The sequence below is a fragment of the Gammaproteobacteria bacterium genome (assembly GCA_041395725.1).
GTDB lineage: Bacteria > Pseudomonadota > Gammaproteobacteria > Pseudomonadales > Pseudohongiellaceae > NORP240.
This window is the reverse complement of the sequence record JAWKZW010000001.1, coordinates 1506497-1526230: the sequence shown is the minus strand read 5'-3', so window position 1 is coordinate 1526230 and position 19734 is coordinate 1506497. Positions and strand designations below refer to the sequence as shown.

The following is a 19734-nucleotide window of genomic DNA, read 5'->3' as shown; positions in this document are numbered from 1 at the left end:
ACTACCGACTAATTAGAATAGCAATTACTTTACTATGCAGGCTTTCAGGCCTGCGCACCGGAGTTAACAAGCATCATGACATTCAAACTGGTTGTACCGGCTTTACTGGCAGTGGGGCTGCTGGCCTGTGGCGCAGAGAGTAATCCTGGCGCCGGTAATGCCACAGTGGCACCGCAACAGACTTACAACTGGAAAATGATTACCTCCTGGCCGAAGAACCTGCCCGCCCTGGGCACGGCACCGGAGCAGTTCGCCCGCAGCGTTGAAAAAATGAGTAACGGGCGCCTGCGTATCCGGGTTTACGGCGCCAACGAACTGGTGGGTGGTCTGGAAGTTTTTGATGCAGTATCCGCCGGAACTGCGGAGATAGGCCATAGCGGCGCCTATTACTGGCAGGGCAAGATCAACGCCACACCGTTCTTTTCCACCATCCCTTTCGGGCTGACGGGCACGGAGATGGACGCCTGGCTGGCCTACGGCGGGGGCAATGAGCTGTGGAAAGAGATTTATGCGCCCTACAATCTGATTCCGGTGCGGGGTGGCAATTCCGGCACCCAGATGTTTGGCTGGTTCAACCGGGAGATCAATTCCGTAGCAGACCTTCAGGGCCTGAAGATGCGAATCCCGGGCCTTGGGGGCGAAGTTTTCGCCCGCGCCGGCGGGGTACCGGTCACCATGCAGGTAAGCGATGTTTTCACCGCTCTTGAAACCGGCGCGTTGGATGCCACAGAGTGGGTAAGTCCCTACAATGACCTGTCGGCGGGCTACCACACTGTGGCGCGCTACTATTATTACCCAGGCTGGCACGAGCCCGGTTCCACGCTCGAAACCCTGTTCAACAAGGAGGCCTTCGAAGCGCTGCCGGAAGACCTGCAGGAAATTCTGCTGGCTGCCGCTGAAGTCATGAACCAGCGGGTCTATGATGAACTGACCGCCCGCAACAACGAAGCACTGCAAACCCTCGTCAACGAACACAACGTCGAAGTGCGCCGGCTTCCTGATGACGTGCTGCAGGAATTCCGCCGCCTGTCCGAACAGGTTATCCAGGAAATGGCCGCTGTGGATGAGACCAGTACCCGGGTTTACGAATCCTGGAAGGCATTTCTTGATGGCGTGTCGGCTTACCACCGGATTGCCGAAGATGCCTTTATTGAGGCTCGAAACCTTCCGGTCAATTAGTACTTACTTCGCTTCAGAGCACTATAAAAGGCAATGTGCGCCGGGGCTGTTTGGCTCGACGACTCGTTGCTCCCCGCCGCCCGGCCCAACGTCAGTGTGCTGCTGTTGGTAATCCGCTCTGCCAGGCTCGGCTTCCGCCAGGACGTCCCGTGCCGGGCGGGATAGTGTCCCGGTGATGTGATGTTTATTCTGCCGTGTGCTGACTACTGGCGTTCACCGGTCTTTATCCTTTACTCTTTTTTAGCCTTCTCTTTAGCCCATACCACCACTTAACGAATAGCTGTCCTGACCGGACTGGCTGGCATTGCACCCGTTGCATTTGCTTCCGGCGAATCCTTTTCAACCCGCGATGCTGATTCTGGCTCCTGTGACCCGAAAGCTGGTTAAAGCTTTAAAGGCTATTCAAGGTAAGTGTGTGCTGACTTCGCCAAAGTAACAGCATGCCTGGCAACGTCCACAGGCCAGGCTGCAACGATTGATTCCAGACGTGCCAGATCGTCTGCATAAAGTGCACGCACGGCTTCCTCGTAACCCGCTTCATCGCCGGCGATACTGGTCATAAACCGGAAGGCTGATTCCTGGGCAAGGCGATGAAAGTCGGTCTGCCGGCTCGTTTTACGGGCGCTTTCGACCAGTTTCCGCAGAGCGACAGACGCGCCACCGGGCTGCGTGGCGAGCCATTCCCAATGGCGCGGCAGCAGGGTTACCTCCCTGGCGACCACGCCCAGCTTCGGTCGGCCCCTGGGTCGTTTGGGAGCCCTTGCGTTTACCTCGGAGATACCTGGATCAATTTCACTGTCAGCAAGGCCGGACTTTTCCGGTTGGTGTGCGTCTCCAGTTGTTTCTGTAGCATGAGCCGAGCCGGTATCGCCGGAATTTGCTGGCGGGCCGTGCAGCACGGACAGAAGTCGCTCAACGGATAAGCGGAGATCCAGCTCCACTGGCTGACTGCTGACCGCATCCAGTACCAGCAGGTTACGGTCCGGAAACTGGCCGATAAAACGCTTCAAGTCAGGAATTGCCTGCTCAGGGGAACCGCTGGCCACACGGTCACCAGCGGAAAAAGCAATCAGGGTCGGCGAAGTTTTCAAACTGGACATACGTACCTCCGGGGTCAGGAGGTATTATTACCCGGGTATTAATAGTTAGTCAATTATACCCGGGTATTAATAAAAGCTATGTTGCTAACTCAGCGTGGTATCGGCCTAGTTCGGCCATTATCGTCGATGGCCACGAACACAAACTGACCTTCGGCAACCTTACGCAAATTTTCGTCCGCACCTGCGTTGAAGATCCATACTTCGATATTGATGTGAGCCGAGCTGCGCCCTATCTCTTCCAGCTCAGCGTAACAGCTGACGGTTGAACCAACATTCACTGGGTAGAGAAAATTAACATTCTTGATGGCAACGGTCGCCGATCGGCCCTTGGCAACGCGTTTCATTGCAATGCCCGCCGCCAGGTCCATTTGCGAAACCAGCCAGCCTCCGAAGATATCGCCATTGGCATTCGTGTCTCTCGGCATCGCCAAGGTCTGCAGAGTCAGCTCCCCTGTCGGCGCGGGGTCCTGGTCCAATTCTTCCTTATCAATCATTGGTATTCCTGCGAGTTTCTTCTTTTCAACTCTGAATGTTTTGGACAACGCAAAGACCAATCTGTTGCATCTGCTACTTACTGAGATGTCTCATTACTGCCTCCGATGGTAATACAATGCCAGACTCAGTGGTCAGTCGAGAGCGTCCGGCAACCAGGTAGCCAACTCCGGCCAGAGAGACAAAATCAGCAAAGCACTAAGCTGGATAAGCACAAACGGGATTACGCCCCTGTAGATATCGACTGTACGTACCTCCGGGGGGGCTACGCTCCGTAAATAGAAAAGGGAAAAGCCGAAAGGTGGGGTTAAAAAAGAGGTCTGCAGATTGATCGCCAACATGATCCCCAACCAGACCGGGTCGACACCCATGGAAAGCAACACCGGCCCGACCAGAGGTACGACCATGAAGGTTATCTCAATAAAGTCCAGTATGAAGCCCAATAAAAATATAAGTAGCATCACCAGAAACATGGCGCCGAGCACTCCCCCTGGCAGGTTGCCCAGTAGTTCTTCGATGAGAATATCCCCGCCAAAGCCACGGAACACCGATGAGAAAATGGTCGCCCCGATCAATATCAGATAGACCATGGCGGTAATTCGCATGGTCTCCACATTCACCTGCTGAAGGACCCGAAACCCAAGCTGTTTCTTAATAAGGGCCAAAAGACTCGCACCGATAGCGCCAACACTGGCGGCTTCAGTCGGCGTCGCCACGCCCGCCAGAATGGAACCAAGTACGGCGGCTATCAGCAGTACCGGAGGGAACAATCCTTTCAATAACAGGAGCAGAACCACAGTCATGCTTTCAGACCCGACACCATTTTTTCTTTGACCAGCGGCAGGTGCCTGATCGGGCCTCAATAGCGCAACAGCAAAAACATACAAGCCGTATAAGAAAACTAACAGCAATCCGGGCAGTAAGGCACCCGCAAAAAGATCACCGATAGTCACTACATCGGGAGAAAACACACCACCGTTCAACTGGGATTGCTGATAGGCGCTGGACAGCACCTCACCCAACAGTACGAGACTGATAGACGGTGGAATGATCTGCCCAAGAGTTCCGGTGGCACACAAAGTGCCACAGGCGAAGGAAGGGTTATAGCCTCGCTTTAACATGGTCGGTAAGGACAGAATACCCATGGTCACCACCGTGGCACCGACTATTCCAGTACTGGCCGCCAGCAGCATCCCGACGATCACCACGGAGATGCCCAGCCCTCCCGGCAACCGACCAAACACTCGTGCCATGTTGTCCAGCAATTCCTCCGCGAGCCGGGATTTCTCCAGCATTACCCCCATGAACACAAACAAGGGAACCGCCAGAAGATTCTGGTTGATGATGATGCCGTAGATCCGGTTTGGAATGATCGCGATGTAGGCCGGATCGAACCCGCCCGCCAGACTGCCAATAGCAGCAAACAGCAGCGACACGCCCGCCAGTGTAAAGGCAACAGGATAGCCCAGCATCAAGGCCAGACAGATTACCGCGAACAGCGAAAGAGGCAGCACTATTGCTGCCCTCCAGTGTCGACACGTATTAACCTCACTGCTTTAAGCATCTCCGCAATTCCCTGCCACCACAACAGCGCCGCCAGCAGAAGAATCGTGCTTTTAAGAAGGTATACTATTGGCAGACCACTGGTTTCGACGGATCTCTCGCGAATCTGCCAGGATAAAGAGACATAATCCCAACTACTCCAGAGAATGAAGCCACACACTGGCATTAAAAAAAATAGTGTTCCAAACAGGTTTATCAAAGCCTGGTGACGCACGGAAAGGCGGCTGTAAAATATATCTACCCGCACATGACCATCTCGCTTGAGCGTATAGGCAGCTCCCATTGTGAACAGGACTGCGTTTATGTAGATGAGAGATTCCTGTAAAGGGATAGAGCCAGTCTGGAAGGCATAGCGCAACAGCACAACCAGTCCGGTATTCAAGACAAGCACCAGAGCCAGCCATGCCACTACGCTACCGACCCACTCGGTGACAGCCTCAATACCCGCCCTTAGCCGATTCATTCTTAACAAGATCTCTCCATACCCACCAGTAGCGAAGCCACATCGATATGATCACAGCCACTGTAATTCCACCGAATGGTGCAATGTACCTGCAGAATTCGGGACGGGCAAGCCTCGCAGGTGCCTGTAAAAGAAGTAGGACCACTGCTGGTATTTCGGACATGGGTATAGATCTGTGTGGTTTTCAACTCACTGTGCCCAAGAATGTCCTCGACCGTGCGGATATCGGTGATGTTAGCGAGCAAACGGGTAGAGAAAGGATGCCTGAATGTATGACAGGTAACCCGCTTGTCATCGACACCAGCCCGCGATATGGCATCTTACTGACATACTGTCGTGTGTAACGAATGAAGAAAGCCCTCCCCGGACTCAACAGGGTCTGAAGGTCTATTCGCCCATTGCCGCAATGCCCCGTGAGTGCAAAACAATCCGAATAAATGTCTTGCACTCGGAGACTCGATCGCTCGCCAACTGTAAGCCCATTTCCATCAGAGCGGTCTTTTCGGATTCACGCTATGCCAGAACTCCATCGCCATGTAGGTCTTCTACGTGGACATACTGGAGCCGCACATACTCATATTGGAACGTCTGTCCTCTATGAACCGACAGGCATTGATGCACGCACTCTGATTCCTGATCGAACTTACCCTACAAGCTAGTAAATATCGTGTAGGATTACGTATTAAGACTGAAAAAGGAGAATTGAGCACACTATCCATCAGTTAAAACGTGAAATGTCGATACAAATCAGAAAGGTGGAAAGGCGAACCACGCGGATACGGGGAAACCTGCATATTGATGTACCGGGGGGCACCTTATCTACGATTCGTGAGACCAGCGCTATTTCATCTATCCCTTAACTGATCATATAAACTTATTGTTTGTCAGGAACCAACTAGCAGGTACACTTCACAACACCTCGAGATAAATACCGAGCGGGCCATATATACAGATGTTAGAGCGCAAATGTATATAGTGCGGCCTTCAAACAAATACCTATTTCTGGGGCAGTCTTTGAAGCTTCTGCTTGCCATTTCGCTGTTTGTATATAGTTCGATAATAGTGGCAGCTTCTCCCAATGAAGATACGCGTAGCTTTTCTCAAATTTTTCACCTTTTAGATATTTCTCAACCTCCGAGGGAAGGTGATACTTGTTTTGAGGCCTTTCAATACGCACTGAGCGAGCATGATGAAAGTTTGATGTCGCCCATCCCAGCAGGTGTATTAAATTTGTTCCAAGAAATGTACGAACTCACAAAGAGTAGAAGGGCTGATTTACTACAGAACCATATTCTAGATTTTGAAGATTCAAGATACTACGCCCAGGTGAGTGAGCTAGCGTCAAACGGAACGCCTTTTTTCACTAATTTCACAGATCAAGGCGGGGACAATTTTCTAGTGTTTTCAGTGGCATTTGAGTCATACAAATATGCCGACACTATTAGAAGCAGGCTATCAAGCTATTTCCCAGACCTCGTAATCGGCATAATTCAGTGTGAAATATATCAACCCTCGAATGGTAATACACCTTATATAGTTGGTGGATATAGCTACGTTATTGAACTTGATGATAGTTGGAAGTATATACTGCCTTAGGAGTGCTCGTGCGCTCTAACAATAAATTCAAAACGGGACGTGGCACTGCGCGCCACGCCCCTTAACAAGGGCGTTGAGGCTGTAGAAAAACCCCTATACCGTTCGTTCTGATATATAATGTAGCCCTCACAGACAAAGAGGCTTTTCTGTTGCCTAACTTCAAACATTACGATTACAACCAGTCTTCTATGGTTGTCATCAACTACGAAGACCAGCTCCAGCCCGGTACTTTCGAGCACACCATCCACCACCTGATCGATAACAAGCTGGACCTGTCCGTTTTTCATCCCAACTACCGCAATGATGACAATGGCCGCCCGGCCTACGACCCGGCGATTCTGCTGAAGATCATCCTCTTCGCCTACTCCAAGGGCATTACTTCCAGCCGCGAGATACAGTGGTGCTGCGAGACCAACATCCTGTTCAAGGCTCTGTCCTGCGACAGCGTGCCCCACTTCACCACCATCGCGCATTTTGTCAGTACCCATACCGATGAGATCGAAGCCCTGTTCGAACAGATTCTGCTGGTCTGCCACCAACAGGGGCTGCTGGGCAATGAACTGTTTGCCATCGACGGCTGCAAGATGCCCTCCAATGCCGCCAAGGAGTGGTCCGGCACATTCAAGGAACTTGAGGAGAAGCGTGACAAGATCCGGCGTCGCATCCGCCATCAGTTAACCGAGCACCGGCGCCTGGACAAGCAGGATCCGGACAACCAGGCCCGGGTTGAGCGTTCGAAACAGACCCTGGAAACGCTCGATAAGGCCTGCGACCGCATCGACCGCTTCCTAAAGCAGGCGGCCCCAAGGATGGGACAAGGTCGCCGGCGCAAGGAAGTGAAGAGTAATATCACCGACAATGAAAGTGCCAAGATGACCACCAGCAAGGGCACGATCCAGGGGTATAACGGGGTTGCAACGGTCGACGGCAAGCATCAGGTCATTGTGGACGCCCAGGCTTTTGGGGAAGGCCAGGAACACCATACCCTACAACCGGTTATCGAGGCAGTCCGGGGACGCCTCAAGAAACTCAAGATCAACAGGAACCTCAGCAAGACCGGCACGGTAATCACTGCTGATACTGGCTTTGCCAATGAAGCCAACATGAAATACCTGAAGGATAACGGCCTCAATGCCTATATCCCGGACAACCAGTTCCGCAGCCGCGATCCCCGCTTTGCGGATCACAAAAACAAGTACGGCAAGAAGCCGGCAGTAACCGGCAAGCCCTGGGGCGGAGACAAGAAGAAGGCCGTTATCCCCGGCAGTGAGTTTACCTTTGATGCCAAGGCGCTGGTCTGCATCTGCCCCCAGGGAGAGACGCTCAGCTATAACGGAACCCGCACCAATGCCCAGGGTGACAAAGTGGCTTACTTCGAGGGACGCTTATTACAATGCCGACACTGTCCGAGGAAGAAGGCTTGTATGCACAACCCGGAATCCGCTGACCACCGAAAGGGGCATGGCAGGCAGGTGTCCTTTGTCCTAAAGCAAGCCGGCAAGCGGGAGTCCAGCACCCCGTATACCGACTGGATGAAGGCCAGGGTTGATAGTGAGCAAGGTAAGGAAATTTATGGGCACCGGATGTCGGTGGTGGAGCCGGTGTTTGGTAATATCGGAACCAACAAGGGTTTGAATCGGATCAGTCTGCGAGGCAAACGCAAGGCGCAGGGGCAATGGCGCTTGTATTGCATGGTTCACAATATTGAGAAGTTGATGAATTACGGGAAGCTGGCGGCATCACCGTGAGAGGATGAGCGAATATCTGATCGATCTGGGTAAATTCAGATGGAAACGTCAAATACAAACGAATCGATAAATGGTCATAGGTAGAGAGACAATAATACCAGCTTGGGAAGGCCTGACTTGTCAGTCGGTTTTTCTACAGCCTCGTTATGCAGCATCCCAAGTAAAAGCCAGCATTTGACTTCTGTCACGTGACGCATTACATTTGCTGGCATGATTAAGACTTTCGCAGACAAGCACACCAAGTCTCTATACGAATCAGGAAAGTCGAGGAAATTTCCACCAGACATCCATGCTCGTGCTTCGCGCAAACTGGAATACGTCAATCTTGCCACAAGCCTTGATGACCTGAAGGTGCCGCAGGGTAATAAACTGCATAGACTGACCGATGATCGTGAAAGGCAGCATGCTATAGCGATTAATGACCAGTGGAGAATCTGTTTCCGATTTGAAGATGGTGATGCTTTCGATGTTGAAGTCTGCGATTACCATTAGTGAGGTGTGTTAAATGACGATTAACAATACAGGAATGAAACGAAAGCCCACTCATCCGGGGGAAATGCTGCGGGAGGATTTTATGCCAGATTACGAGCTAAGTGTCTCGGGCCTGGCTGAAGCGTTGGGTGTATCGCGGCAGTCAATCAATGAACTATTGCGTGAGCGCCGTGCGGTAAGCCCGGAGATGGCTATACGTCTTGGCCGTCTATTTGGTAACTCTGCTGAGTTCTGGCTCAATGCTCAGCGCGCTTTAGATTTGTGGGAAGCCAACCATGCGCTCAAATCTGAAGTTGCCCGAATTCGACCGCTAAATGCTGCATAACCATCAATTCCACGCGACCAGCAAAGCTGGCGCGTGAATACGGGCGTTATGTTTCTAGTTGGGACCCGTGGCCTCTGATAGATAGGAACGACATGAAGTTTGATAAACTGAACGAGTGGCTTTCCGTGGCTGCAAATATTGGAGTAGTAATCGGAATTATCTTTTTGGCATTGGAAATTCGTTTCGCAAGAGATTCTATTAATCTCCAACTACTGAATGCGTCAACGGGTGGCTACCAGAGTATCAATGAAATATTGCTGTCAAATGGCGGAGCAGCAGGAGCACTTGCGAAGGGTTTGTACAATCCGAATACCCTAACCGATGCAGAGGTAGTTCAGTTCTCGATGTTCCTATTAATGTTTCAGAACAATGCAAGGAATTTGCGGGAATTGTGGTTGGACGATCAAATAGCAGAAGAAGATTTCCGGTATGCAGTTAGGCAGTATGCATCTCTTTTGAATACGCCCGGAGGGCGCTTATTTAGAGAGAATTGGCCCCGGTTTGAAACAAGCGGAGTTGCAGAAGATATTGCGCCGTATGAAGACGCACCTCCAATGTTGAATTTTATTCTTGATAGAATTCCAGAAGAGATAGGTGTGAATTAGTACCGAGAAAACGAAACATAACAATCAATTCAAAAAGGAAAATGGCGATGCCATTTCCTATTAATACGGGCGTTAGGAGCCGCAATGAAGCCATCAGCACTCTTCGGCATACTTGCTTTTGTGCCTTCGGTGCTTTTCGCTGAAGGAACTATTTCGAGCGGAATTATCGAATCTTCCGCGCTTGGAGTATCAAAGAGTTTTAATATATATCTACCGACTGGGTATTCGAGTGGCGATCTAAGATATCCAGTGATTTATCTCGTGCACGGTTGGGGCGTCAATGAAGATACTTGGTCATCACCTGGCCTCGAGGTGCAAAAGGTTGCTGACGAAATGAATCTTCAGGCCATTATTGTTATGCCAGACGGAGATAGAGGGGTTTATGTAAATTCTGCTACTCCTGCTAATTTTGATGAGTGCATGAATGAAGCCTCTCCTACCCGCAATGCGCGTGAACCCCGACAAGAATTTTGCGTTCGTACATCAAATTACGAAAGTTATATGGTCGAGGAAATAGTTCCTTACATCGACGGCACCTACCGTACTATTTCAACCAGGCAAGCCCGCAGCATCACGGGAGAGTCTGCTGGAGGGCTTGCTGCGTTTCACCTCGCTTTGAGGCACAAAGATCTATTCTCTTCTGTTGCTGCCCATTCCGGCGGTGTGTCCATGCTTTACTTGCCCCGCGAGGACGCGATGCTCACGAATATCGAGCATCGTCCGGGCTTCGAGGAATGGGAAGCCGTGTTTGGCTTAAATATCGAGGGTTGGAGGCAGTATGACCCTTACTCACTGTTGGATTCTCTTCAGCCCAATGAGTTAGCGATCTACTTTGATAGCGGTACGGAGGATGAGTTTGGCTTTTACCAGATGGCACTTCATTTCGAGCGGCGGCTGAAAGAACTGGGCTTAGAACACACGTTTGTCTCGGTGCCGGGCGGGAAGCATGATGTATCATTTTTTGGAAGCAGGATACCTTTCAGTCTTGAGTTCCATGTCGGGCAGTTCGAGAAGGCAGGAGTATACCCGGAGCCATGATAAGTGTGGCGGCTCCTAACAAACCGATCCTGAGCGACAAAAGTATGTCGTCATGCCTTTTGCAAAGAGCGCAAAAGCCACGCCAACATACTTTCGCGCCAGATCAGGGGCGTTATGTGCCTTTTAAACATCGGAGATAGCGATGTGTGCTGAATCACCTGAATTGAGTCGTGAAGACATTCAAAGAATGGTGACTGAAAAAATAGATGAATATGCGACACTCAACTTCCTTGAACGTTTTTCAATCTTCATGGGGAAAGCCCAATTACTGGAATTCGGGCTCAAACGCGTTTTATCCAGGGACTACGAAATTCCGATTGAAGAAATGGAAAGATGGACCCTGGGACGGACCAAAAATGAACTTGAGAGAGTCGGCATTCGGCCAGATTTCATCGCTTTTCTCGACGGAGTCGTGAAACACCGAAACTATATCGCTCATGAGCTGCTTTTAGATAACGCAATAACTAGAAGCATAGCGAATTTTAGCCCGCGAAAGCTTGAAGGTGACTTATTTCGCGGCACGTACGAACTTGAACAAATCATTGTTCTTTACGACTGGTGTGAAGAACACAACGGGTGGGTAGAACGTGCTGAAGGCACATAACAAAGCTTTCAATGGGTCGGTCTCACCACACAGCGCTTTCGGGTGGCCTTCGCCCACTTTACCCGAAAGCGCTGCGCGGCGAACCCGCCCCTTAAAAACGGCGTTATGTTTCTAGTTATAAATAGTGCAATCTTGCAGGGCTATTAGGGGCTATGCCAATTCTTACTTCGCAGTCTAAATCGATTCGCTGGTTATTCGCAGAGCTGAGCGTCGTAATACTAGGTATACTAATAGCATTTCAAGTAGAAGAATGGCGCAGTGAGTCGATTGATCGTGATGAAGAACTTGCAGCGCTTGGTGCAATTTTATTGGACTTAGAGAACGAAGTATCTCTACTGAATACATTTTTAGAGTCTGCTGAACGACAAGTTTCAGCGTTGTCCCTGATGGTTGACCTCGGTTCGAATGCAAAGTCGAATGATGATGAATGGGTTGCTAATATCTATCGCGAAGCAGTGTTAACCCGACTTTGGCAACCTGCCTCTACCACGTACGAAGGATTACGCAGTTCTGGAAATCTAAATCTTCTTACTGATCCGGAATTACTGAGCTCCATAATCCGCTACTACGATGCAAACAACACAAGTCTAAACATATTAATAAACGACATGCGAGATGCAAGAGATAGCTTTCTCCTAGTATTGGGAAGAGATATTCATTTTCTGGCGACAGATGAATTTTCTAACGACACCGCATCTCTCAAAGTCAATATTGTTCCACCCATAGAGAACATGCCTCGACACCCGGAATTCTACGCGCACTATGGATCTTATGCTTATCGTGTTAGCGTTTTGAGAATTCGACTGGAAGGAAAGCTGGATTTCAATTCTAGACTCCATGATGACGTACGCAAACGAATTCAATTATTGAGCAACTAATTGGAAACGAAACATAACAAGCTGTGCAATGGGATGTCTTCACCACACTTGGTTTGCGGATGGCTTCGCCATCTTATCCGCAAACCAACTGCGGCGAATCCACGCCTTAACAAGGGCTACATGGACTCCCCCAAGTGTCAAGCGCTGATGGTATTAGACCTTAAGGTATAGACTGCAGCTCTACATTCGGCCTTCGGATGAGTTGTTCTGTCAACTCGGGCCCAGATGAATATTCGCTAGTGAAATCGGCCTCATTCGTTAGACGATCTTTCTGATCACCCTTGTTACCAGGCTCTGATTTCATCGGTCTGACCTGTTTGTCATCTACCGCCTTCGCAGGACTCGGTGGGTATCTCTTGTAAATTCTTACTAGTTAAATTGTGTTCAATACAGTGCGTTAAATTTACTAGTCGTTCACACAGGCATCGTTCGATAGCTTTCCTGCTTCATCATCAAGGTCCATATTAACCTCGCATTTCTGGCCGCCAACGCGACCACTGCCCGCAAGTAGCCTCGGCGAGCAATCAGGTCCCTCAGCCAGCAGCTGACCCTGTCTTGTTTATCTCTCAAATTGGCCACCACTGCTCTAGCACCGTGTACCAGACAAGTGCGCAAATATTGGTCCCCTTTCTTCGTAATACGGCCCAGTTTGATCTTACCCCCTGTCGTGTATTGCCTGGGAACCAGTCCTAACCACGCTGCAAACTGCCGACTATTCTTGAACATCTTTGGGTTGGGTACGCTGGCCACTACGCCGCTAGCCGTCTGTTCTCCTATGCCAGGGATTGTCATTATTAGCCTGGCAATTGGGTGTTCTTTCACCAGCAATGCAAGTTCTCGATCATAGTCTTGAATCTGATCACTGGCCTGTTTGATACGCTGCCATAGATTGGCAATAACCCGCCTCGCAGTCATCGGCAAGCTATTCTCAGCATCTTCCAATATGCCCACTATCGCCTGCTGAGCCGGATAACGGCCTTTGGGCATCACAATGCCAAACTCACTCAGCAGGCCTCGAAGTTGGTTGATCATGCTAGTTCTGTCACGTACCAAGCCCTGGCGTACTCGATGTATACACAACACCGCCTGTTGATCCGGCGTCTTGATTGGGACAAACCAGATATTGGGCCGTAATACTGCTTCACAAATGGCCTCGGCATCGTTATTGTCATTCTTACTGCCCTTGCGGTATGGTTCAACAAACTTGGCCGCAATAAGGCCTACTCGGTGCCCGAGCTTAATGAACTCGCGGCCCCAGTAATGTGCGCCTGAGCAGGCCTCCATGCCAATGAAACAGGGTGGGCACTGAACGATGAAAGGCAATAGCTTGTTTCGCGATAACGACTTGCGTAGAACAACCTTACCCTGCTCGTTCATGCCGACGACACTGAAAGAATTTTTAGCCAAGTCTATACCGATGGTTGTAATATTCATTTGGGCTCCCCTTACTATTAAGTGTATTGGTAACACATTCACTTTGGCACGTTGCGATGCCGTTAGGTAGGGGGAGTCCATTTCATTCGTTATGTGTCTGTGCGTGCCACGTCTATTGAGGTAGAATGCAGAAATGGATAATCAATATACAGCAATAGTGAAGCAAGACGGGGATTGGTGGATTGGCTGGGTTGAAGAGGTTCCGGGCGTTAACTGCCAAGAATTAACCAAAGAATCCCTTCTCGAAACGCTCTCTATCACCCTCAAAGAAGCCTTGGAGATCAATCGAGACGACGCCATTTTGGCGGCCGGCGAAGGTTTCGAGGAACTCAAAATAGCGCTATGAAGAGGCGCGACCTGATTCGACATCTCGAATCTCATGGTTGCGAACTACTTCGGGAAGGCGGCCGTCATTCTTGGTGGCACAATCCCACCCAGAATAGACGCTCTGCTATCCCCAGACATCGCGAAGTTAACGACCATCTCGCAGCTAAGATATGCGCTGATCTTGGGGTGGCTAAAGTTTGACGACACATAACAAACAACTCTAAAAGGAAAAATGGCTACGCCATATTCCTATTAGTACGGGCGTTATGTTTCTGAATCCAGACTCAGCGGCAATTCTGAGAAAAACGATATGAAAATCGAAAACCTAAATAATTTGCTTTCATTGCTCGCGAATTTTTGAGTACTCGCAGGTATAATTTTCCTTGCGATCGAAATCCAACAAAATACTGAAATATTCCAATTTGAGGCGCTTCAAGCTAATCGAAATGCCCACATTGAGCATTTTACCAGTGTTCGTGATTCTGAATTCATAATCCCGATATTGGCCAAGCAGGGTGCAGGGGAAGAGCTAACTAATGAAGAAGTTGGGCGCGCAATAAAACATTTTCGAGCCGCATGGAGCCAGGAATATTACGATTGGGCACAGCATGAAATGGGATTGGCTGGCTAATTTTCGACAAATCAAGTGTCCGAAGTCGTTGCCTCACTTTTAACCAACCCCATTGGATTGCGAATCTACAACGGCTCAAAAAGCATCTATCCAGAAGGTTTTGCCAACTACGTTGATAGCGTGATCGTGGAAATGAATTCCAGTGCACCACAATAATGTTGAAAGTTATGAGCACACAGAACATAACGAATAAGGATACGTCGCGCGCCAGCCGCGACTTATCCTTGTTCGTTAGGTGTGCTCTACGGTGCATGCGAAAAATGGCTATTTGGAGAAATGACTACGGAATACATTAACGCTATTATTCAGTGGTTCTCTGGATTAAGCGACAGTCCACAGCTGGATGACCAGGTAGTAATGTCGTTCGCTACTCTAAGAGACTGGTTCGTTAGCTTGAGTCTGAATCAGCAGTTGGTTGTTTTGCTGCTTTTGTTTTGTTGTGTACTTGTGGTATTCGGGATTTATAGGGGATTTAGAGTGAGTCAAAGAAACCTGAGACTCTGGTACCGGAGAAAACGCATTCCTAAAAGTATAGATCTGCACCTAGATCGCGACGCTTCATCAAAGGAATCACGGTAATCGCCATGGGCAAACTAACATCAAGGTCACAAAAGTTGTCTTTCTCTACAACACATAACATTTCAATAAGAGCTTGCGCAGCGCCCGATAAAAAGCGTTATGCAGCGTAGATCGGCGCTTCCGCAAGAATATTGACATATCATATTTAGTATATATACTATTTTTGATATGTGGGTGGTATACGAACATAAACGAGTATCGAAGATCCTCGCTTCAGCACCAATAGACGTGGCAAAGCGATATGAAAAGTGGAAAGATATTGTCTCGATATCAGGGCCTATTGGTCTTAGATCGGTTAAAGGCTTTCACGATGAGTCTCTATCTGGAAAATGGAATGGCTATCGATCTTCAAGACTGAATATTCAGTACCGCGTCATCTATAAGATCGAAAAAGACAAAGTGCTCGTCCAAGTAGAAAACGTTACTCCGCATGACTACCGGAGAAAGTGATATGAACGACTACAGATTAGCCAAACGGAATATCGATGTATCGGTCGGAGAATCCGTCAAGATCTTACGAGAACTACAGGAATTAAGTCAGAACGAACTGGCTCAGGTTTCTGGTATTCCCCAATCAACTATTTCAGCAATAGAGAATAACAGAGTGCCACTTGGCGTTGAGCGCGCTAAAGTCTTGGCGAGGGCCTTGCATTGCCACCCTGCAGTGCTTGTATTCCCAGGCTGGGATATCGATCATGAATCTGCTGCATAACAATACGCTCAATCAATGACAATCTGCTGAGCAGTTTGCCCATTAACAATGGGCTACATCGACTCCCGCCAGTGTCAAGCGTTAGCTGTATTTGACCTTAAGGTATAGACTGCAGCTCTGCATTCGGCCTTCTAGTGAGCTGTTTACCAGCTTGGGCCCAGAGGAATATTCGCTGGTGAAATCGGCCTCATTCGTTAGACGATCTTGCTGATCGCCCTTGTTAGGCCCTGATTTCCTCGGTCTGACCTGTTTGTCATCTATCGCATTCACAGGACCCGGTGGGTACATAACATGGCTCCGAGCGTGGCCATGTAAAGACTTGTTCTATCCGCGCCAAGGCCTTGCACTGCCATCCGGCAGTGCTTATATTTGCCGGCTGGGATATCGAACATGGATCTGCTCCATAACGATCAAAGCCAGCAGGGATAACTGGACCCGATCGGATAAGAGAAGTGAGGGCTATCCAAATTCAGTAATCTTTCGAGATTTTGTTATGATCGCGCCTGAATCGGCGCTGGTGTTTTTTTCAGCGGCAGTAGCCCTGGCGCTGGTTCCCGGCCCGGATAATATTTTTGTTCTGACTCAGTCTGCTCTTCATGGAAAAAAGCGGGGATTACTCGTTACTCTGGGCTTATGCACCGGACTGCTGGTACACACCAGTGCCGTTGCGCTTGGCGTGGCGGCAATTTTTGCAACCTCTGCGCTGGCTTTCAACACGTTGAAGATCCTTGGCGCGCTTTATCTGCTGTATCTGGCCTGGCAGGCTTTTCGCGCCGGGGCCGTGGGGTTGGTCGGGCAAGACTTTAATCCAACCAGCCCGTGGAAACTTTACGCCCGGGGAGTGATTATGAATGTCACCAATCCCAAGGTGGCGGTATTTTTCCTTGCCTTCCTGCCGCAGTTTGCGGATCCCACTATTGGATCGGTGACTCTTCAGATACTGGCTTTCGGTGGTCTCTTTATTATAGCTACAGTATTGGTATTCGGTAGCGTTAGCTGGGCTGGCGGAGTTTTAGCGGAGCAACTGAACAGATCGGCGAATGCTCAGCGGCTTATGAATCGGCTCGCAGGCTTTATTTTTATAGCTTTGGGGCTCAGGCTTCTGGCCAGTAGTCAATAACGTACCACATGGCAAGTCTCTTTTCCGGTTTAGAGAGATGGTATTTATCCTGTGATATAGTACCGACCTGACCTCATTCAAATAAACTGGAGAGAAAAGAAGCAAACCGCTTTTCAAGGAGCAAGTCATCGAAACCGAATCTTCATTTTTTGGCAACCTATGGCAGACTATTGTCTCTTTCTTTCAGAGTTATGGCGATACCAATATTATCGCGGTAGTCATTGTTGTCGTGGTCATCGCCGCCGCCGCAATGGTATGGTCGGAACGGTCTGATCGCCGCCGAATAAGAAAAGCTGACGCCGCTAATCGACTGCGACAGAGACGAAAATAGTCCACCTGGCCTCACTTTGGTTTATTCACAGACCCTCGCGAAAGCGGTAAAACCTGTATGTCTGCTATTTCCGATATCGATATACTTCTTCGATCCCTTTCGCCCACGCTCAGTGTTACTGACTATGTTTTTTGCAGCGTTCCGGGTGATTCTGGAGACTGGCTACGATTTGATCCATTGGCCACATGCAAAGAGCCGGAAGGTCTTTCACTGGTAATCTCAAAGGAGGCCGCGGAGCGGGCAGGAATTCAATATGATGGCGTTTTCAGATTAATCTCGCTGGGGGTTCATTCCAGTCTGGAGGCCGTCGGGTTAACCGCAGCAGTAGCCAGCAAGCTGGCATCCGGAGGAATCAGTGCCAACGTGATAGCCGCCTGTTACCATGATCATGTTCTGGTACCGGCACACCAGGCCGACGCTGCCTTGATTGCTCTCAAGCAACTGAGCACAGATTGACCTCCACTTTTTCGACTCCGCTGTATTAGTGTCCACAGTAAAATTGATGTTTCGATTATCCCAACAGCACCCTCGTTGATAAGGTAGCCGCCAACCCATGGATAAAGTCAAAGAAACCGTTGCCACCTTCGATAAATATGCGTCGCAGTACCAGCAAAAGTACGATAGCTACGAACCCTATCTTTCAACCTACGAAACCTTCTCTCAATTGATTGGAAAGGACCATGTGCGGGTACTGGATGTTGCCTGCGGCCCGGGAAACTTTGCCAGTTTTTTATTGAAGAAACACCCGGGGCTGAAACTCACCGGCGTAGATCTGTCTCCGGCTATGATCAAACTGGCAACACAGAGAATACCCGACGCTGAATTCAATATCATGGATTGCCGGGACATTATCTCTCTCGGGGCAACCTACGACGTAATTGTGTTCGGGTTCTGCTTTCCATACCTGTCCCCCGACGAGGTTACCGAGCTGATTGAAAACTCGGCACAGATGTTGAGCAGTGGTGGACTTCTTTACCTCAGCACCATGGAGGGTGATCACACCAGATCGGGATTTCAGTCCGGGGCAAGTGGCGATCGCGTCTATTCCTATTATCATCGACAGGGGTTTTTAACCGGGCTACTGGAGAGCAATGGATTTGACATTGTCCACACAGAAAAAAAGCCTTTCACACGGGATGACGGCTCGGCAGAAACTGATCTGTTTATTTATGCACGGGCGGCACACCGTCCAGAAATGCAGAAGGTTTGAGAGATTTCTCACAAATAGCCACAATGTTCTTTTTTTAATCAGAGGTTCCTTAGTATACATCCAGGGGTGAGGTTCCCAGTTTTTCTACTACCCGATCATCGTCGGGCTTTATTCTACCGGCCCGTACAAAATAATAATGTGCCTGGCCGTCGTCATTCTTTTTTTCGGCAATCAACCCCAACGTGAAAAGAACATCGAAGTTTTGCGGCTCATGGTCCTGGAACGTCTGCAACATTTTTTTCGCTTCGTCGTACTTACCCTGCATGAGTAATACCTTCCCAAGGCTAGTACCCAGGTTAATGTCTCCTGGCCTGATAATCAGAGCTTCTTGCAGGTATTGCTCGGCCTGGGCAATCTGGTTGCTCTGCAGGGATACCCGGCCCAGGTTGGCCAGTACTTCGAAATTCTCGGGCTCTTTGAGAAAAGCTTCCTTTAGCATCTGGATCGATAAATCCAATCTACCGAGGGCTTTGGCGATCATAGCCTGGTTGTTCAGCGACATGACGTGGCGAGGCTCGATAGTCTGGATTCTTTCGTACAATTCTGATGCACGCTGCAAATTTCCGGCCTTATGAAAGCCGACAGCGGCATTAAACAAGAATTCTATATCAGAGCTTGAACCACACATTAGCGCAGTTTAGTGACGCAAACCGACTGCCTCAAGCGAGAATAAGGTATTGGGCACAAGATTCTTGAATTCCACTCGATAATTTTTCAGTTGCTTGATCTATATCACAGACCTTATGCTTGATTTGCCGACCCGGTGCAGTTCTTACATTGTCCCGGATTCTGATCAATTTTTGCTGAGGGGAAGTAAAATTGCCAAACCCGGACATTAAGACCAAGGCCCTTTTGTTAGTCTGTATGTTGATGCTTTCCAGTTGTGCTGGACTGACCGAGAGCCAACGGCCGATCATTAATCTGACTAATCTGCGCCTGCTTGAATCAGAGGGCCTGAGTATGCGATTCGCTATCGACCTGCGTGTTACAAACCCCGGACCTGTTTCTTTTCCGGTAGATGGATTATCGTGGGAGCTGCAACTGGAAGGCAGCCAGATTCTGACCGGTGTAACTAATAACGTCCCGCGGCTGGAACCCTATACCGAAGTGCCACTCACCCTGGAGGCAAGCACCAATCTGGCCGGTATGGTGGAATTATTCACCCGTCTTATGAATCGCCAGAACGATCGGTTTGATTACCAGCTACGCACGCGGCTTGGCCTGTCAGGATTTCGCCTTCCGATTACCCATACCGATACCGGATCTATAGAACTGACCCGGTTGCAGGACCGACTTACACGGTAAAC

The 19734-nt window shown here is 49.5% G+C and carries 24 protein-coding genes; 17 read left to right on the top strand and 7 right to left on the bottom strand.

The genetic code is table 11. The annotated features are described in order from the left end of the window. Window positions 1-75: 75 nt before the first annotated feature. The gene (locus tag R3F50_06730) at window positions 76-1179 is read left to right on the top strand and encodes a TRAP transporter substrate-binding protein (GenBank protein ID MEZ5490000.1); all 1104 of its coding nucleotides are present in this window, start codon (window positions 76-78) and stop codon (window positions 1177-1179) included. A gap of 398 nt (window positions 1180-1577) precedes the next feature. Here the strand turns inward: R3F50_06730 and R3F50_06725 are convergent, their stop codons facing one another. The 5 genes from R3F50_06725 to R3F50_06705 all read right to left on the bottom strand — a co-directional run bounded on the left by R3F50_06725 (window position 1578) and on the right by R3F50_06705 (window position 5111). Further along, a complete protein-coding gene (locus R3F50_06725; protein MEZ5489999.1) occupies window positions 1578-2279 on the bottom strand; it encodes a DUF2239 family protein in 702 nt (233 codons plus the stop codon). Window positions 2280-2368: 89 nt separating this feature from the next. After that, window positions 2369-2773: an acyl-CoA thioesterase gene (locus R3F50_06720; GenBank protein ID MEZ5489998.1), complete on the bottom strand. Its 405-nt coding sequence runs from the start codon at window positions 2771-2773 to the stop codon at window positions 2369-2371. 132 nt (window positions 2774-2905) lie between these two features. Continuing rightward, entirely contained in the window at window positions 2906-4285 is a 1380-nt protein-coding gene (locus R3F50_06715) for a TRAP transporter large permease subunit (protein MEZ5489997.1), read from the bottom strand. Further along, complete coding sequence (locus R3F50_06710; GenBank protein ID MEZ5489996.1) at window positions 4285-4797, bottom strand: TRAP transporter small permease subunit; 513 nt, start codon at window positions 4795-4797, stop codon at window positions 4285-4287. The genes R3F50_06715 and R3F50_06710 overlap by 1 nt, the downstream gene beginning before the upstream one ends. A gap of 2 nt (window positions 4798-4799) precedes the next feature. After that, window positions 4800-5111: a tyrosine-type recombinase/integrase gene (locus tag R3F50_06705; GenBank protein ID MEZ5489995.1), complete on the bottom strand. Its 312-nt coding sequence runs from the start codon at window positions 5109-5111 to the stop codon at window positions 4800-4802. A gap of 700 nt (window positions 5112-5811) precedes the next feature. On the opposite strand from R3F50_06705, the gene R3F50_06700 reads away from it, so the two are divergent. From R3F50_06700 to R3F50_06665, 8 genes are all read left to right on the top strand, one after another. Beyond that, window positions 5812-6393 carry a hypothetical protein gene (locus R3F50_06700; protein MEZ5489994.1) on the top strand — a complete coding sequence of 194 codons (582 nt, stop codon included), beginning with the start codon at window positions 5812-5814 and terminating at the stop codon, window positions 6391-6393. 149 nt (window positions 6394-6542) lie between these two features. Beyond that, window positions 6543-8141 (top strand): IS1182 family transposase, encoded by a 1599-nt coding sequence (locus R3F50_06695; protein ID MEZ5489993.1) that lies wholly within the window; start codon window positions 6543-6545, stop codon window positions 8139-8141. 210 nt (window positions 8142-8351) lie between these two features. Further along, complete coding sequence (locus tag R3F50_06690; protein MEZ5489992.1) at window positions 8352-8633, top strand: type II toxin-antitoxin system RelE/ParE family toxin; 282 nt, start codon at window positions 8352-8354, stop codon at window positions 8631-8633. A gap of 13 nt (window positions 8634-8646) precedes the next feature. Then, window positions 8647-8958, top strand: coding sequence for a HigA family addiction module antitoxin (locus R3F50_06685; protein ID MEZ5489991.1), 312 nt, complete (start codon window positions 8647-8649; stop codon window positions 8956-8958). A 92-nt stretch (window positions 8959-9050) separates the two neighbouring features. Next, window positions 9051-9563, top strand: a complete 513-nt coding sequence (locus tag R3F50_06680) for a hypothetical protein (GenBank protein ID MEZ5489990.1) — start codon at window positions 9051-9053, stop codon at window positions 9561-9563. 84 nt (window positions 9564-9647) lie between these two features. Beyond that, window positions 9648-10601: an alpha/beta hydrolase-fold protein gene (locus R3F50_06675; protein MEZ5489989.1), complete on the top strand. Its 954-nt coding sequence runs from the start codon at window positions 9648-9650 to the stop codon at window positions 10599-10601. Between the two features lie 142 nt (window positions 10602-10743). Further along, window positions 10744-11205, top strand: a complete 462-nt coding sequence (locus R3F50_06670; protein ID MEZ5489988.1) for a hypothetical protein — start codon at window positions 10744-10746, stop codon at window positions 11203-11205. Window positions 11206-11357: 152 nt separating this feature from the next. After that, on the top strand, window positions 11358-12083 hold the full coding sequence (locus R3F50_06665; GenBank protein MEZ5489987.1) for a hypothetical protein: 726 nt from the start codon (window positions 11358-11360) through the stop codon (window positions 12081-12083). A gap of 414 nt (window positions 12084-12497) precedes the next feature. Here R3F50_06665 and R3F50_06660 read toward each other — a convergent pair whose 3' ends face one another. Continuing rightward, on the bottom strand, window positions 12498-13517 hold the full coding sequence (locus tag R3F50_06660) for an IS110 family transposase (protein MEZ5489986.1): 1020 nt from the start codon (window positions 13515-13517) through the stop codon (window positions 12498-12500). 133 nt (window positions 13518-13650) lie between these two features. Here R3F50_06660 and R3F50_06655 point away from each other — a divergent pair, with 133 nt between their 5' ends. From R3F50_06655 to R3F50_06625, 7 genes are all read left to right on the top strand, one after another. Then, the gene (locus tag R3F50_06655) at window positions 13651-13863 is read left to right on the top strand and encodes a type II toxin-antitoxin system HicB family antitoxin (GenBank protein MEZ5489985.1); all 213 of its coding nucleotides are present in this window, start codon (window positions 13651-13653) and stop codon (window positions 13861-13863) included. Then, complete coding sequence (locus R3F50_06650; GenBank protein ID MEZ5489984.1) at window positions 13860-14045, top strand: type II toxin-antitoxin system HicA family toxin; 186 nt, start codon at window positions 13860-13862, stop codon at window positions 14043-14045. The genes R3F50_06655 and R3F50_06650 overlap by 4 nt, the downstream gene beginning before the upstream one ends. 1177 nt (window positions 14046-15222) lie before the next feature. Further along, a complete protein-coding gene (locus R3F50_06645; GenBank protein MEZ5489983.1) occupies window positions 15223-15504 on the top strand; it encodes a type II toxin-antitoxin system mRNA interferase toxin, RelE/StbE family in 282 nt (93 codons plus the stop codon). 1 nt (window position 15505) lies between these two features. Then, window positions 15506-15766 carry a helix-turn-helix transcriptional regulator gene (locus R3F50_06640; GenBank protein ID MEZ5489982.1) on the top strand — a complete coding sequence of 87 codons (261 nt, stop codon included), beginning with the start codon at window positions 15506-15508 and terminating at the stop codon, window positions 15764-15766. A gap of 250 nt (window positions 15767-16016) precedes the next feature. Next, window positions 16017-16886: a LysE family translocator gene (locus R3F50_06635; GenBank protein ID MEZ5489981.1), complete on the top strand. Its 870-nt coding sequence runs from the start codon at window positions 16017-16019 to the stop codon at window positions 16884-16886. A gap of 388 nt (window positions 16887-17274) precedes the next feature. After that, the gene (locus R3F50_06630; protein ID MEZ5489980.1) at window positions 17275-17673 is read left to right on the top strand and encodes an ACT domain-containing protein; all 399 of its coding nucleotides are present in this window, start codon (window positions 17275-17277) and stop codon (window positions 17671-17673) included. 97 nt (window positions 17674-17770) lie between these two features. After that, window positions 17771-18427 carry a class I SAM-dependent methyltransferase gene (locus tag R3F50_06625; protein MEZ5489979.1) on the top strand — a complete coding sequence of 219 codons (657 nt, stop codon included), beginning with the start codon at window positions 17771-17773 and terminating at the stop codon, window positions 18425-18427. 49 nt (window positions 18428-18476) lie between these two features. Here R3F50_06625 and R3F50_06620 read toward each other — a convergent pair whose 3' ends face one another. Then, on the bottom strand, window positions 18477-18986 hold the full coding sequence (locus tag R3F50_06620) for a tetratricopeptide repeat protein (protein ID MEZ5489978.1): 510 nt from the start codon (window positions 18984-18986) through the stop codon (window positions 18477-18479). Window positions 18987-19387: 401 nt separating this feature from the next. Between R3F50_06620 and R3F50_06615 the strand changes: the two genes are divergently transcribed. Next, window positions 19388-19732: an LEA type 2 family protein gene (locus tag R3F50_06615; protein ID MEZ5489977.1), complete on the top strand. Its 345-nt coding sequence runs from the start codon at window positions 19388-19390 to the stop codon at window positions 19730-19732. Window positions 19733-19734 lie beyond the last annotated feature (2 nt).

What these genes read in the sequence shown, in the direction of transcription:
- R3F50_06725 (MEZ5489999.1), bottom strand. Translation starts at nt 2,279, where the DNA reads ATGTCCAGTTTGAAAACTTCGCCGACCCTGATTGCTTTTTCCGCTGGT.
- R3F50_06655 (MEZ5489985.1), top strand. Translation starts at nt 13,651, where the DNA reads ATGGATAATCAATATACAGCAATAGTGAAGCAAGACGGGGATTGGTGG.
- R3F50_06630 (MEZ5489980.1), top strand. Translation starts at nt 17,275, where the DNA reads ATGTCTGCTATTTCCGATATCGATATACTTCTTCGATCCCTTTCGCCC.
- R3F50_06710 (MEZ5489996.1), bottom strand. Translation starts at nt 4,797, where the DNA reads ATGAATCGGCTAAGGGCGGGTATTGAGGCTGTCACCGAGTGGGTCGGT.
- R3F50_06660 (MEZ5489986.1), bottom strand. Translation starts at nt 13,517, where the DNA reads ATGAATATTACAACCATCGGTATAGACTTGGCTAAAAATTCTTTCAGT.
- R3F50_06615 (MEZ5489977.1), top strand. Translation starts at nt 19,388, where the DNA reads ATGCGATTCGCTATCGACCTGCGTGTTACAAACCCCGGACCTGTTTCT.
- R3F50_06665 (MEZ5489987.1), top strand. Translation starts at nt 11,358, where the DNA reads ATGCCAATTCTTACTTCGCAGTCTAAATCGATTCGCTGGTTATTCGCA.
- R3F50_06650 (MEZ5489984.1), top strand. Translation starts at nt 13,860, where the DNA reads ATGAAGAGGCGCGACCTGATTCGACATCTCGAATCTCATGGTTGCGAA.
- R3F50_06625 (MEZ5489979.1), top strand. Translation starts at nt 17,771, where the DNA reads ATGGATAAAGTCAAAGAAACCGTTGCCACCTTCGATAAATATGCGTCG.
- R3F50_06645 (MEZ5489983.1), top strand. Translation starts at nt 15,223, where the DNA reads ATGTGGGTGGTATACGAACATAAACGAGTATCGAAGATCCTCGCTTCA.
- R3F50_06730 (MEZ5490000.1), top strand. Translation starts at nt 76, where the DNA reads ATGACATTCAAACTGGTTGTACCGGCTTTACTGGCAGTGGGGCTGCTG.
- R3F50_06640 (MEZ5489982.1), top strand. Translation starts at nt 15,506, where the DNA reads ATGAACGACTACAGATTAGCCAAACGGAATATCGATGTATCGGTCGGA.
- R3F50_06720 (MEZ5489998.1), bottom strand. Translation starts at nt 2,773, where the DNA reads ATGATTGATAAGGAAGAATTGGACCAGGACCCCGCGCCGACAGGGGAG.
- R3F50_06680 (MEZ5489990.1), top strand. Translation starts at nt 9,051, where the DNA reads ATGAAGTTTGATAAACTGAACGAGTGGCTTTCCGTGGCTGCAAATATT.
- R3F50_06675 (MEZ5489989.1), top strand. Translation starts at nt 9,648, where the DNA reads ATGAAGCCATCAGCACTCTTCGGCATACTTGCTTTTGTGCCTTCGGTG.
- R3F50_06685 (MEZ5489991.1), top strand. Translation starts at nt 8,647, where the DNA reads ATGACGATTAACAATACAGGAATGAAACGAAAGCCCACTCATCCGGGG.
- R3F50_06690 (MEZ5489992.1), top strand. Translation starts at nt 8,352, where the DNA reads ATGATTAAGACTTTCGCAGACAAGCACACCAAGTCTCTATACGAATCA.
- R3F50_06670 (MEZ5489988.1), top strand. Translation starts at nt 10,744, where the DNA reads ATGTGTGCTGAATCACCTGAATTGAGTCGTGAAGACATTCAAAGAATG.